The sequence below is a fragment of the Ferranicluibacter rubi genome (assembly GCF_011603255.1).
Classification (GTDB): Bacteria; Pseudomonadota; Alphaproteobacteria; order Rhizobiales; family Rhizobiaceae; genus Ferranicluibacter; species Ferranicluibacter rubi.
Map to the genome: position 1 here is coordinate 67,009 of NZ_JAANCM010000011.1, position 12,546 is coordinate 79,554.

12 protein-coding genes are annotated in these 12,546 nt (G+C 65.3%); 6 read left to right on the forward strand and 6 right to left on the reverse strand.

Going from position 1 to position 12,546, the window contains the following annotated elements:
• Nucleotides 1-307: 307 nt before the first annotated feature.
• Both purU and G8E10_RS19360 read left to right on the forward strand, forming a co-directional pair.
• On the forward strand, nt 308-1,192 hold the full coding sequence (gene purU, locus G8E10_RS19355) for a formyltetrahydrofolate deformylase (protein WP_132665177.1): 885 nt from the start codon (nt 308-310) through the stop codon (nt 1,190-1,192).
• Nucleotides 1,193-1,304: 112 nt separating this feature from the next.
• Nucleotides 1,305-1,670 carry a winged helix-turn-helix domain-containing protein gene (locus G8E10_RS19360; RefSeq protein ID WP_167130434.1) on the forward strand — a complete coding sequence of 122 codons (366 nt, stop codon included), beginning with the start codon at nt 1,305-1,307 and terminating at the stop codon, nt 1,668-1,670.
• A gap of 52 nt (nt 1,671-1,722) precedes the next feature.
• On the opposite strand, the gene modC is transcribed toward G8E10_RS19360, so the two are convergent.
• Genes modC through modA form a run of 3 tightly spaced genes read right to left on the reverse strand, consistent with a single transcriptional unit; the run spans nt 1,723 to nt 4,347 of the window.
• Nucleotides 1,723-2,796, reverse strand: coding sequence for a molybdenum ABC transporter ATP-binding protein (gene modC / locus G8E10_RS19365; RefSeq protein WP_167130373.1), 1,074 nt, complete (start codon nt 2,794-2,796; stop codon nt 1,723-1,725).
• Nucleotides 2,793-3,494, reverse strand: a complete 702-nt coding sequence (gene modB / locus G8E10_RS19370; protein ID WP_167130374.1) for a molybdate ABC transporter permease subunit — start codon at nt 3,492-3,494, stop codon at nt 2,793-2,795. The genes modC and modB overlap by 4 nt, the downstream gene beginning before the upstream one ends.
• Nucleotides 3,495-3,552: 58 nt before the next feature.
• Nucleotides 3,553-4,347 (reverse strand): molybdate ABC transporter substrate-binding protein, encoded by a 795-nt coding sequence (gene modA, locus G8E10_RS19375; RefSeq protein ID WP_167130375.1) that lies wholly within the window; start codon nt 4,345-4,347, stop codon nt 3,553-3,555.
• Between the two features lie 168 nt (nt 4,348-4,515).
• Here modA and ung point away from each other — a divergent pair, with 168 nt between their 5' ends.
• The gene (ung, locus tag G8E10_RS19380; protein WP_167130376.1) at nt 4,516-5,202 is read left to right on the forward strand and encodes a uracil-DNA glycosylase; all 687 of its coding nucleotides are present in this window, start codon (nt 4,516-4,518) and stop codon (nt 5,200-5,202) included.
• Nucleotides 5,203-5,211: 9 nt separating this feature from the next.
• Here the strand turns inward: ung and G8E10_RS19385 are convergent, their stop codons facing one another.
• The 3 genes from G8E10_RS19385 to G8E10_RS19395 all read right to left on the reverse strand — a co-directional run bounded on the left by G8E10_RS19385 (nt 5,212) and on the right by G8E10_RS19395 (nt 9,443).
• Nucleotides 5,212-6,108, reverse strand: coding sequence for a DMT family transporter (locus G8E10_RS19385; RefSeq protein WP_132665181.1), 897 nt, complete (start codon nt 6,106-6,108; stop codon nt 5,212-5,214).
• Nucleotides 6,109-6,318: 210 nt separating this feature from the next.
• Nucleotides 6,319-7,647, reverse strand: a complete 1,329-nt coding sequence (locus tag G8E10_RS19390) for an HlyD family type I secretion periplasmic adaptor subunit (RefSeq protein ID WP_167130377.1) — start codon at nt 7,645-7,647, stop codon at nt 6,319-6,321.
• Nucleotides 7,644-9,443: a type I secretion system permease/ATPase gene (locus G8E10_RS19395; RefSeq protein WP_110800956.1), complete on the reverse strand. Its 1,800-nt coding sequence runs from the start codon at nt 9,441-9,443 to the stop codon at nt 7,644-7,646. Before G8E10_RS19395 ends, G8E10_RS19390 begins: the two co-directional genes overlap by 4 nt.
• 248 nt (nt 9,444-9,691) lie before the next feature.
• Here G8E10_RS19395 and cobF point away from each other — a divergent pair, with 248 nt between their 5' ends.
• The 3 genes from cobF to G8E10_RS19410 all read left to right on the forward strand — a co-directional run bounded on the left by cobF (nt 9,692) and on the right by G8E10_RS19410 (nt 12,538).
• Entirely contained in the window at nt 9,692-10,462 is a 771-nt protein-coding gene (gene cobF, locus G8E10_RS19400) for a precorrin-6A synthase (deacetylating) (protein ID WP_167130378.1), read from the forward strand.
• A gap of 89 nt (nt 10,463-10,551) precedes the next feature.
• Nucleotides 10,552-11,919 (forward strand): precorrin-3B synthase, encoded by a 1,368-nt coding sequence (cobG, locus tag G8E10_RS19405; RefSeq protein ID WP_167130379.1) that lies wholly within the window; start codon nt 10,552-10,554, stop codon nt 11,917-11,919.
• On the forward strand, nt 11,906-12,538 hold the full coding sequence (locus G8E10_RS19410; protein ID WP_132665185.1) for a precorrin-8X methylmutase: 633 nt from the start codon (nt 11,906-11,908) through the stop codon (nt 12,536-12,538). The genes cobG and G8E10_RS19410 overlap by 14 nt, the downstream gene beginning before the upstream one ends.
• The last annotated feature ends 8 nt before the right edge of the window (nt 12,539-12,546 follow it).

Genomic DNA, 12,546 nt, shown 5'->3' on the forward strand with positions numbered 1-12,546 from the left:
TTTGGACGCGGATGGTCGTTCAGCGGGCAGATGTAGCGGGCAAAGACTAATGGATGCTGCAGAGATCCGGGCATGTGCTCGGAAGGGTAACCGGGATGTTAACAGGATTCGGACGATGCATCTGCGCCGCCGGGGGGAAAGCCGGTTGGCTGGAAGCGCCATGGCGACGACGCGGTAGTGACCGGATGGCCGGTTCCTGCTAGCGGATGTCGCGAAGCGGATGGACGGAGGGTTCGCAAGCACGGTAGCTTGCAGCCTGCCGGACGATTGCGTCCGCGGCGATCTGCGAAGGCGAGAGACAAACCCCATGAAGAGCTATGTGCTGACCGTCAGCTGCAAATCCACCCGCGGCATCGTGGCTGCCATTTCCGGCTATCTGACCACGCAAGGCTGCAATATCGTTGATAGTTCGCAGTTCGACGATCTCCAGACCGGTCTCTTCTTCATGCGGGTCAGCTTCATTTCCGAGGAAGGCGTCACCGAGGCTGCGATCCAGGACGGGTTCGTGGCCATCGCCGAGACCTTCGCCATGACGTGGCAGATCCACGACTCTGCAAAGCGCATGAAGGTACTGCTGATGGTGTCGCGTTTCGGACATTGTCTCAACGATCTTCTCTACCGTTGGAAGATCGGCGCGCTGCCGGTCGAGATCGTCGGTGTGGTGTCCAACCACTTCGAGTACCAGAAGGTGGTCGTCAATCACGACATTCCCTTCCATCACATCAAAGTGACGAAGGAGAACAAGCTCGAGGCCGAGGCGCGGCTGATGGAGATCGTCGAGCAGTCGAATGCGGAGCTGATCGTGCTGGCCCGCTACATGCAGGTTCTTTCGGATGCCGTCTGCAAGAAGATGTCGGGCCGCATCATCAATATCCACCACTCCTTCCTGCCGAGCTTCAAGGGTGCAAACCCCTACAAGCAGGCCTATGAGCGCGGCGTGAAGCTCATCGGCGCGACGGCGCACTACGTCACCGCGGATCTCGACGAGGGCCCGATCATCGAGCAGGACATTGCCCGCATCACCCATGCGCAGTCGCCCGACGATTACGTCTCCATCGGCCGCGATGTGGAAAGCCAGGTTCTCGCCCGCGCCGTGCATGCCCATATCCACCACCGCGTCTTCATGAACGGCAACCGCACCATCGTGTTTCCAGCAAGCCCGGGCTCCTACGCGTCCGAGCGGATGGGCTGAGGCTTTTTCGCTCGCGATGGCGGGTTGACAGGCGCGGTCGCTTCACGCTCCCATGCGGGGTGAGGAGGGCATGACCTCCGTTCCCGCTCCGCTTGCTCATCCGGATGACACTATGGTCCAGACATCGCCGCCACGGCTGGTTATCCGGCTCGATCTGCCCGGCCCGTCGGGGCCCGAGCGGCTGGGGCGCGGCAAGATCGCGCTTCTCGAACATATCCGCGAGACGGGGTCGATCTCGGCTGCGGGCCGTGCCATGGACATGAGCTATCGCCGCGCCTGGCTGCTGGTCAGTGCCTTGAACGCAATGTTCGAGGAGGATTCGGTCACCTCGCAGCGCGGCGGCAAGCAGGGCGGCGGCGCGGTGGTGACACCGTTCGGCGAAGCGCTGATCGCCCGGTTCCGGGCCATGGAGGAAAAGGCTCTGGCGGCCATGTCGGACGATATCGTATGGCTTGAGGCGCATCGCGCCTCGTCTTGAGGCATGTCGTTTTCCCGAAACCGCTCCACCCTTTCTTTCGGGCGACATGCTTTCAGGGATCCAGCGCCACCGTCTTGATCACGGCATGGACCGGCATTCCGGGTGCAAGGCCCAGCATATCGGCGGAGACGCTGGTGATGCGCGCGGTCAGCCGCGTGCCGGCACAGTCGAGCGCGACATCGACCTGATCCCGACCGGACGGCTCCATGCCGGTGATGACCCCTTCGATGATGTTCAGCGCGCTCAAGCCTTCAGGCCTCTTCGTGGCGAGCATGATGTCGCGGGCGGCGGTCCGCAGGCGCAGACGCTGTCCGGGTAGCCGCTCGGTGCCGACCAGCCAGAATGTCAGGCCGCCAGCGGCGACCTTGACGATGCGGGGATCGGGCTGGTGTGGTGCAACCCTCGCCTCGATCACGGTTCCCGCCTCGCGGCGGCTGATCGCCGCGCTCGATCCGGGCAGGCTGAGCATCTCCGACGCGGTGCCGCTTGCGGTCAGCCGGCCGTTTTCGATCATCAGCACGCGATCGGCGAGCTGGGTTACCTCCGTGACGGAATGGCTGACATAGAGGATGGGGATGTCCGTCTCGTCGCGCAGACGCTTGAGATAGGGCAGGATTTCGGCCTTGCGCGCGTCGTCGAGGGCGGCAAGCGGTTCGTCCATCAGGAGAAGGCGTGGGCGTGCCAGAAGCGCCCGGCCGATCGCCACGCGCTGCTTTTCACCGCCGGAGAGATTGGCCGTGGGGCGGGCGAGCAGCGGGGCGATACCGAGAAGGTCGACGATGCGCTCGATGTCGCCGGTGCCGACAGGGGCTTTGGAAAACCAGCGGCCGTAGAGCAGGTTCTGCCGCACGCTGAGGTGCGGAAACAAGCGGCCCTCCTGAAAGACCGTCCCGAAGCGCCGGCGGTGCGGTGGCGTGACGGTCCGGCTTGTCGTGTCGAGGATCGTTTCGCCATCGAGCCGCACATAACCCTCGTCAGGGCGGATCAGGCCGGCGAGGATGCGGATGAGCGAGGTCTTGCCTGAGCCCGAGCGGCCGAACAGAGCAGTGATGCCGCCATCCGTCGAGAAGGCGATGTCGAGCGAGAAGGCGTCGAGCCGGTGACGCACGGAGACATCGAGCGTCATGTGCCGGACACCCTGCGGGCGGCGGCAGTCGCCAGCCATTCCGACAGCAGAAGTGCCGCCATGGAGAGGACCACCGAGACGAGCGTCAGGCGGAGCGCGCCGCTATCGCCGCCCGGCACCTGCGTGAAAGTGTAGATAGCGGCCGACAGCGTCTGCGTTTCGCCTGGAATGTTGGAGACGAAAGTGATGGTGGCGCCGAACTCGCCCATGGCCTTGGCAAAGGAGAGGATCATGCCGGCGATGATGCCGGGCAGGATTAGCGGCAGGGTGATGGTGGCAAAGACCCAGGCGGGCGAGGCGCCGAGCGTGGCGGCCGCCTGCTCCAGCCGCCTGTCCACCGCCTCGATCGACAGGCGGATGCTGCGCACCATCAAAGGAAAGCCCATGACAGCGCAGGCAAGGGCCGCGCCCGTCCAGCGGAAGGAGAAGACGAGGCCCGTATAGGTTTCGAGAAACGCGCCGACCGGACCGCGCCGCCCGAACAGGATGAGCAGCAGGAAACCGGTAACGACCGGCGGCAGGATCAGCGGCAGGTGGACGATCCCGTTCAAGAGGGAGCGCCCCCAGAACCGACCGCGGGCCAGCGCCATCGCCGCCAGAAGCGCTAGGGGCAGGCTCGCCAGCATGGCGACGGCTGAGACCTTCAGGCTCAGCCGGATCGCCGTCCATTCCGCATCGCTGAGCGCAAGCCAGTCCAAAGTCGCAATGTCCTTCACGCCGCCGGGCCCGGTTTAAAGGCCGGATGGAAGCCTTTTCCTATTTGGCGAGAACGGTAAAGCCCTGTGCCTCGAAAAGCGGCTTTGCGGCCGGTGAGCGGACGAAATCGAGATAAGCGGCCGCGTCTGGATGGGTGCTCTCCGAGAGGATCGCGATCGGATAGACGATCGGCGGGTGAGAGCTCTCCGGGAAGGTGCCGACGATCTTGACCGAGGGGTCGGCGGCAGCGTCCGTTTCGTAGACGATGCCGAGGGGTGCCTCGCCCTTGGAGACGAGGAGGAGGGCGGCGCGGACGTTCTCGGCTCCCGCGACATCCTTCTCGACCGAAGACCAGACGCCGAGCTTTTCCAGCGCCGCCTTGCCGTATTTGCCGGCCGGCACGGAGTCCACCGCGCCCATGGCGAGCTTGCCGCCGGCAAGCTGCGCCTTCAGGTCGAAGCCCTGGCCGATCTCCACCGGCTTGGCGTCTGAAACCGGCGCGACGAGGACGAGACGGTTGCCGAGAAGCGTCGAGCGGCTGTCCTCGCGGATCAGCTTCTTGCCTGCGACGTAGTCCATCCAGGCGAGATCGGCGGAAATGAAGATATCGGCCGGTGCGCCCGCTTCGATCTGCTTGGCCAGCGCCGAGCTTGCGGCATAGGAGGCCGTCACCGCATGTCCGCTCTGCTGCTGCCAGGCGTCGTTCACAGCATCGAGCGCGTTCTTGAGGCTCGCGGCGGCAAAGACCGTCACTTTCTCCGCGGCCATGGCCGGCGTCGCCAGCGCCGCTGCTGCGACAATGAGAGCCGTCAACACGGCCCGTACGTTCGTCTTCAGTCCTTGCATTGTCAGCATTATAGCATCTCCAGAGATCGAAATATCTTGAGGAATATAACGTGCGCGAGGCGATTGGCCAGCGATATGTTTGTGGAAATACATTGCAATAGTGCTCTTGCGATGCCGGCGCGATGATCTATCGTTTCCCGCTCGTGGGACGACCGGCAACAAGCAGGAGACGGCAGGATGGACGGGACGGTGAGGCTGGAGGAAAGCTGGAAACAAGCGCTTTCGAAAGAGTTCGACAGCGCCTACATGGGCACGCTCAAAGGCTTCCTTCAGGCGGAGAAGCAGGCGGGGAAACAGATCTTCCCCAAGGGGTCGGAGTATTTCCGGGCCTTGGACCTGACGCCGCTCGAAAAAGTCAGTGTCGTCATCCTCGGGCAGGACCCCTATCACGGCGAGGGGCAGGCACATGGGCTGTCCTTCAGCGTACGGCCCGGCGTGCGCATTCCGCCGTCGCTCGTCAATATCTACAAGGAACTTCAGAACGATCTCGGCATACCGCTGGCGCGCCATGGTTTTCTCGAGCATTGGGCGGAGCAGGGGGTGTTGCTTCTCAACAGCGTGCTGACGGTGGAGCGGGCTCTGGCTGCATCTCACCAGAAGCGGGGATGGGAGACGTTCACCGACGCCATCATCCGGGCGGTCAACGATCAGCCTCGGCCGGTGGTGTTCATCCTCTGGGGCTCCTATGCACAGAAGAAGGCCGCGTTCGTTGACCAAAGCCGGCATCTGGTGCTGCGCTCGGCGCATCCGTCACCGCTGTCGGCGCATAACGGCTTCTTCGGCACGGCGCCGTTCTCCAAGGCGAACGCGTTTCTCGAGGCCAATGGCCGCCCGCCGATCGACTGGGCGCTGCCGCCGCTCTGAATGCCGGTATTATGCCCGCGGGTGCGTACCCGCGGCGCCGGCCCGGCGGGCGACGACGCTTTCGCGCCAGACGGTGAAGATGCCGGCGGCGACGACGATGACGGCACCGACGATCATGTTGACGCTGAGCACCTCGCCGAAGACGGAAACGCCGATGATGCTGGCAAAGACCAGCTGCAGGTAGGTCAGCGGCTGCACTTCCGACGCGTCGAGATATTCATAGGCCTTGATCAGAAAGAAGTGGCTCGATGTGCCTGTGATGCAGAGGAGCCCCATCCACAGCCAATCGACCGGGGCGAACCATGTCCAGTAGAACGGGCCGATCAGCGTGATCGCCACGGCGCCGGCAGCGCCGGTGTAGAAGAAGCTCGTCATGGCCGTATCCTCGCGGCTGACGAGGCGGGTGGTGACGACGTAGAAGGCGAAGATCAGCGCGGAGGAGACGGGAACTACGAGCAGAGAGGCCGATTCGTCGCCGGTCGGGTCCAGGATAACGATGACGCCGATGAGGCCGACGAAGATCGCCGTCCAGCGCCGCCAGCCGACACGCTCGCCGAGAATGACGATCGAGAGAAGGGCGACGAAGATCGGCCCGACGGAGAAGATCGCTTGGGAATGGGCGAGCCCGACGCTGGCGAAAGAGGCGATGACCAGCACGATCTGGCTCACCAGCAGCAGCCCGCGCACGATCTGCAGGACGGGGTGCTTCGTGGTCACCGCCGCCTTCAGCCCGCCGCTCGACCGTGCCGCCAGGATGAGAACGAAGGCCGCAAACGCCCAGTAGCGGATCATCGTGATGAAGACCGGGGGATAGAGCCCGCCCATGTGCTTGGATGTCGCATCCTGCAACGTGAAGATCAGGATCGCGACGAAGACGAAGAGATAGCCTTTGCGCTTGGATGTCATCAGTCGTCTTGCCGTGCTCGCCTCGACGACCGTGTTGGACGCGCTCAGGTCTTAGGACATGCCCCGGTCGGGCACGCTTGTCTCTACTGCATAATTCCGGGGACCGGTATCGGTTTCAGGAGGAATTATCCAACCGGTATAAAGTGGTAGAGCGACGTTAAGGTGCTGCAGGAAACGGCGCTCCCGAGCCGGGAGCGCCTGTTCGTCCTGTCAGTCTTCCCGGAAGGTGCGCTGCATCTGCTCGGTCAGCGGCTTGGCGAGATAGGAAATGACGGTGCGGTCGGCGATCTTGATATAGGTTTCCGCCGGCATGCCCGGATAGAGCGTGAGGCCTTTGAGGGCGCTAAGGCTCTCCGGCTTCGGGCGGATGCGCAAGGGGTAGTAGCTTGCGCCCGTGCGCTGGTCGGTTACCTGGTCCGGAGCGATATTGGCGACCTCGCCCTCGACCATGGGTGTGGTGCGCTGGTTGAAGGCGCTGAAGCGGATCTCGACTGCCTGGCCAAGCGTGATCTGGTCGATATCGCTGGTGGCGATGCGGGCTTCGACCGTCAGCGTGTCGGCGGCGGGAACGACGAGCATCAGGACCTCGCCGGCATTGACAACGCCATCGACGGTGTGGATGGCAAGCTGGGAGACGCGGCCCGATAACGGCGAGCGGATGTCCAGTCGCTTCAGCTGGTCGAGGGCGGCCACGCCACGATCCTCATATTCCGCGATGCGCGCTTCGACATCGGTCAGGTCCTTGGCGTTCTCCGTCCGGCGATCTTCGTCCAGCTGCAGGATCTGCAGGTCGATCTCGCTCGATTTGCCGGCGGCCTGCGCGCGGGCGGCGATGCGGGCGCCGCGGTCGCCTTCGAGCTGGGCGCGGTCGCGCTTGAGGGCGGTGACGCGCTGCATGGAGACGAGGCCCTGGGCATAGAGCTTGTCGACGCCTTCAAGCTCCTGGCTGATCAGCGTCAGGCTGTCGGCGATGGCGTTGAGCTGAACCGTCTGCCCCTCGATCTCGTCCTTCAACTGGGCCTTGCGGGAGGCGAGCTGGTTCTTCATGCCGACCAGCGCGCTCCGGCGGCTGTCGAAGAGGCGTCGTTCGCTGTCCTCGAAGCCGGTGGAGACCATGTCCGTCGGCACGACCTGCGTGATTTTCGGTACTGTGAAGGTCTTTTCTCCCGCCTGCTCGGCGAGGATCCGGGCGCGGCGGGCATAGAGCTGGGCCAGCGTGTTCTGGACGATCGACAGGTTGGCGCGCACGGTGGTGCCATCCAGCCGCACGAGCACCTGCCCGGCCTCGACGGTTTCACCCTCGCGCACGTTCAGTTCGCCGACGATGCCGCCGGTCAGGTGCTGGATCTTCTTGACGTTGTTCTCGACGACGACGGTGCCGGAGGCGACGATGGCGCTCGAAAGCTCCGTCGTTCCGGCCCATCCGCCGATGCCGCCGACGAGCACCACCGCCATGACGCCGACGGCCGTGATGTGGCGGGAGAGGGAGCGGCGCGACTGTGCCGGGGGAAGCGCGGCGGACGATTCGCTGGTGCTCATGATGCGGTTTCCTGTCCATTGCCCACGGCTTTCAGCGCGGGCGGCTGCGCCTGCAGCTGTGTCTGGAAATTCGGCTGGAACGGTTGTCCGGCTGCGGGGCGGGGCGGTTCCCGCCGCAGGATCTGCGCCAGAACTTCGTCCTTCGGCCCGAACGCCTGCATGCGGCCCTCGTTCATCATCAGCACCAGATCGACGCTCGCCAGCGCGCTCGGGCGGTGGGCGACGACGATGACGATGCCGCCGCGGGCACGCACGCCGAGGATCGCTTCGCTCAGCGCCTGCTCGCCTTCGGCGTCGAGGTTGGAGTTCGGCTCGTCGAGAACGACGAGGAAGGGCTCGCCGTAAAGCGCGCGGGCAAGGGCGACACGCTGTCGCTGACCGGCCGACAGGGACGAGCCGCCATCGCCGATCTCGGTTTCATAGCCGTTCGGCAGTTTGAGGATGAGGTCGTTGACGCGGGCGGCCTTGGCGGCCTCGACGATCGCGCCGGGTGCGGCGTCTTCCTCGAAACGCGCGATGTTCTGCGCCACCGTGCCGGAGAACAGTTCGACGTCCTGGGGCAAATAGCCGATATGTTTGCCCAGGCGGTCGCTGTCCCACTGGTCGAGCGCTGCGCCATCGAGACGCACCGCGCCGCGCAGGGTCGGCCAGATGCCGATCAGCGCGCGGGCGAGCGAGGATTTGCCGGAGGCGCTCGGCCCGATGATGCCCAGCGCACTGCCGCTTTTCAGGGTGAAGGTGACATCCGCAAAGGTCAGGCGCTGAACGCCGGGCGGTCCGCCGGCAATGCCCTCTGCGGTCAGCTTTTCGCGCGGCACCGGCAGTTCCAGCGGTGCATCGCGTTCCGGAAGGGCGGTGAGGAGTTCGCCGAGACGCTTCCAGCTCTGGCGTGCCGCCACGAAGGAGCGCCAGTTGCCGATCGCCAGTTCCACCGGCGCCAGCGCCCGGGCGGTGAGGATGGAGCCCGCAATGATGATGCCGGGCGACGCCAGGCCCTCGATGACGAGCACCGCGCCGGTGGCCAGAACCGCCGACTGGAGGATCATGCGGGACACCTTCGACAGGGCGCCGTAGCCGTTCGAGACGTCGGAATTGACGAGGTTGTGGTGGCGATAGGCATCGTTGCGCTCGCCCCAGAGAGTGGACATGCGGCCGAGCATGCCCATGGACTGCATGACCTCGGCATTGCGCTGGGATGCCTGAGCGAAGGCATTGCGCAGGTTTCCGGTTTCCGACGCCTTCTTGGACGGGCCCTGCGTTCCCCGGTTGGTGAGGAAGGTCAGGGCGATGAGGATCAGTGAGCCGACCACCGAGACCATGCCGATGACCGGATGGAACAGGAAGCAGATACCGATGTAGAAGGGCAGCCAGGGCAGGTCGAAGAAGGCGGCGGGCCCTGCGCCCGAGAGGAAGGCGCGCACCTGATCGAAATCGCGCAGCGGCTGCAGGCCATCGCCGGCCGTGCGCATCTTCAGCGGCTGGCGGACGACGGTGCGGTAGATCCGCCCGGTCATCGCCTCGTCCAGCGCACCGGCGATACGCACGAGCATGCGGCCGCGGATCCACTCGAACGCGCCTTGGAAGGCGTAGAGCATGAGCGCGAGAATGCAGAGCGCGACGAGCGTCGGGATGCTGCGGCTCGGCAGGACGCGGTCGTAGACCTCCAGCATGAAGAACGAGCCGGTGAGGTAGAGCACGTTGACGAGCGCGCTGGCGACGCCGACGCCGATGAAGGCGCCTTTGCAATCCCGCAAAGCCTGCGCCGGCTCGGCGCCTGAATGTCTGGTCTGTGTCATCGTTACCCCGAGTGCCCGGCAGCCGCCTGCCATCCCGAACGTGAGCCACCCACTGCGGTCGCTCTTGCCCTTGTAGATGCGGGCACATTAGAGAACATGATGTCAATTTTTCATCACCGAACGGACATTTTCGATTTTATTTTAGCATTACCCGTTTCTCGGTTCCACGGGCTATAGGCACGGGCAGAATGCCGCAGGCCCTGCGGCGCGGCGAATGCTCTGCGTGATCGTGCCTTGAAGGAGAAGCCATGCGACGGATTCTGGTGATCGGCATCGGTACGGGACATCCCGACCACCTGACGCTCGAGGCCATCCGGGCGATCGGCGATGCGGACGTGATCTTCGTGCCGACCAAGGGCGAGGACAAGGCCGAGCTTGCCGATGTCCGCCGCAGCATGATCGCCCGGCATGGAGCGGCGGGCGCAAGGCTGGTCGATTTTGCCGTGCCACGGCGGCAGACGGATGGCGTCGGCTATCGGCAGGGTGTCGATCTCTGGCATGCCGAGATCGCCGATATCCACGAGGGGTTGTTTCTCGACCATCTGGCAGAAGGGGAAGTGGGGGCCTTCCTCGTCTGGGGCGATCCCATGCTCTACGACAGCACGATCCGTATTCTGGAGCGCGTGCGCGACGGCGGGCGCGTTGCGTTCGAGGTTTCCGTGCTGCCGGGCATCACCAGCATGCAGCTGCTGGCGGCCCGCCACCGTATTCCCATCAATGGCATCGGTCAGCCGGTGACCATCACCCCCGGCCGCCGGCTTTCCGAGATTTTTCCGCAGACGGCTCAAGCGGTCGTGGTGATGCTCGATGGCGAAGAGGCGTTTCTGGCGGTCGAGGACCCTGAGACCGAAATCTTCTGGGGCGCCTATCTCGGCCTGCCGCAGGAGATCACGATTGCCGGGCGGCTCGGTGCGGTGCGCGAGGCGATCGTTGCGGCGCGCGCCGCGGCACGGGCGCGGCATGGCTGGATCATGGACATTTATCTCCTGCGCACGCCGGCGTCGTCGTCGGCTGCATAGAAGACGTGCCTTTGAACCGGGATTTGCACGGCCCTTGCCGCATGCTGTATGACGGCTGATCGAAGGGCACCGACATGATGATGGCCGGGATGGCAATGCACAGGGATAGGACGACGACGGGATCACCATCGGCGCTGCGTCGCGGTGCCTGCCCGACGCTGGCAGCCCCGATGCAGACCGGCGACGGACTGCTTGCGCGGCTGCGGCCGGCCTCCGGCTTCTTCACGGTGGATGCTTTTCTGGCCCTTCTGGATGCGGCGGACGCGTTCGGCTCGGGCAGGCTCGACATTACCGCGCGAGGCAACCTGCAGATCCGGGGTCTGCGGGCGGAGAGCGTTGCGCCCTTGTCGGCCGCTATTGCCGGTGCAGGCATCATGCCGTGCGAGGGCATTGCCGTGGAAATGCCGCCTCTTGCAGGGCTCGACCCGTCCGAAGTGGCCAATTCACGCCCGCTTGCCCGAGAGCTTGCCGACCGGATCGGCGACAGCGGCCTTCATCTTGCGCCGAAGCTGGCCATCATTGTGGATGGCGGGGGGAGGCTGCATCTCGATGGTGTCACGGCTGACATCAAGCTCGTGGCGCAAGCTGCCAGTGGCCAACCGCTCTGGCATCTGCTCGTTGGAGGGCAGCAGACGGGTCTTGCGGGCACGGGAGACGAGATGATCGAAGCGGCGATGTCCGTCGTTGGGCGCATCGCGGCCTGCGGACCTGCCGCGCGGGCGCGCGATCTTCCGGCGGATCGGCTGCCGTCCAGTTCTTCGTCGCTCGTCAAACGGGACATAGCCATGTCGCCGGTTGGCCGGTTCGATCTCGGTACGCATGTCGTGCTGGGGGTGGCGCCGACATTCGGACAAATGGAAGCGCAGGCCGTTCGACAGCTGGTCCTTGCCGCCATGGCCGGGGGCCTGTCCGAGGTGCGGCTCGCGCCTGGCAGAGCGCTTCTCTTCGTCGGTCCTGCCGGGCGCGAGACGTCGGCGCTTGCTCTCCTCGCCAAGGCGCTCGGCTTCGTCGTGGAAGCCGACGATCCGGCGTTGCGCATCGATGCCTGTGCCGGTCAGCGTGGCTGTGCCTCGGCGCGTATCGACACGCACGCCGTCGCAGAGCACCTGATTGCGCACGCTCCGGCGCTGATGGACGGCTCGCTCGACCTGCATGTGTCCGGCTGTGCCAAGGGTTGCGCCCGGCCGCGTGCTGCGGATCTCACGCTGGTTGCGGCGTTCTGTGACGGCCAGCCGGGGCTCGGCATCGTCGTCGGTGGGCGCGCCGGTGACAGTCCGGTTGCGACAAAGCGGCTGGAAGACGGCGCTTGCGCCATCACGGCGCTTGGCCAATGGGTTGCCGAGACGATAGAGAAGGGCGAATCGGCTGCCGCCTGCCTGAAACGGCTGGGGCCGGCGCGGATCGCCGCCGCCTTCTCAGGGGCTCGCTTCAACGGGATTGACCATGCCGGCTTATGACTACATCCGCGATGGCGACGCCATCTACGAACGCTCCTTCGCCATCATCCGGGCGGAAACCGACCTGTCGCGGTTTTCGCCGGAGGAGGCCGACGTTGCCGTGCGCATGGTGCACGCCTGCGGGCTGGTGGAAGCGGCCCGCGACTTCGTCTTCTCGCCAGGCTTCGTCACGGCGGCGCGCACGGCGCTGGCCGCCGGCGCCCCGATCCTCTGCGATGCCTTCATGGTGGTGAACGGGGTGACGCGCGCGCGGCTGACGGCTGGAAACGACGTGATCTGTACCCTGCGCGAACCGGAAACGCCGGGGCTTGCCCGCGAGATTGGTAATACGCGGTCCGCCGCCGCGCTGCGGCTCTGGGGCGAGCGGATGGGCGGCGCGGTGGTTGCCATCGGCAATGCGCCGACCGCGCTCTTCCATCTCCTTGAAATGCTGCGTGACGGCGCACCGAAGCCGGCGGCGATCCTCGGCATGCCGGTCGGCTTCGTCGGCGCAGCGGAATCCAAGGATGCCCTTGCCGAACAGTCCTATGGCGTGCCCTTCGCCATCGTCCGCGGCCGGCTCGGGGGCAGCGCCATCACGGCCGCTGCCATCAACGCCCTGGCGAGGCCGGGCCTGTGAGAGCGTCG

Excerpts from the sequence above, each read along its gene's own strand:
- purU (WP_132665177.1), top strand. The coding sequence starts at position 308 with ATGAAGAGCTATGTGCTGACCGTCAGCTGCAAATCCACCCGCGGCATC.
- G8E10_RS19360 (WP_167130434.1), top strand. The coding sequence starts at position 1,305 with ATGGTCCAGACATCGCCGCCACGGCTGGTTATCCGGCTCGATCTGCCC.
- modC (WP_167130373.1), bottom strand. The coding sequence starts at position 2,796 with ATGACGCTCGATGTCTCCGTGCGTCACCGGCTCGACGCCTTCTCGCTC.
- modA (WP_167130375.1), bottom strand. The coding sequence starts at position 4,347 with ATGCTGACAATGCAAGGACTGAAGACGAACGTACGGGCCGTGTTGACG.
- ung (WP_167130376.1), top strand. The coding sequence starts at position 4,516 with ATGGACGGGACGGTGAGGCTGGAGGAAAGCTGGAAACAAGCGCTTTCG.
- G8E10_RS19385 (WP_132665181.1), bottom strand. The coding sequence starts at position 6,108 with ATGACATCCAAGCGCAAAGGCTATCTCTTCGTCTTCGTCGCGATCCTG.
- G8E10_RS19390 (WP_167130377.1), bottom strand. The coding sequence starts at position 7,647 with ATGAGCACCAGCGAATCGTCCGCCGCGCTTCCCCCGGCACAGTCGCGC.
- G8E10_RS19395 (WP_110800956.1), bottom strand. The coding sequence starts at position 9,443 with ATGACACAGACCAGACATTCAGGCGCCGAGCCGGCGCAGGCTTTGCGG.
- cobF (WP_167130378.1), top strand. The coding sequence starts at position 9,692 with ATGCGACGGATTCTGGTGATCGGCATCGGTACGGGACATCCCGACCAC.
- cobG (WP_167130379.1), top strand. The coding sequence starts at position 10,552 with ATGGCAATGCACAGGGATAGGACGACGACGGGATCACCATCGGCGCTG.
- G8E10_RS19410 (WP_132665185.1), top strand. The coding sequence starts at position 11,906 with ATGCCGGCTTATGACTACATCCGCGATGGCGACGCCATCTACGAACGC.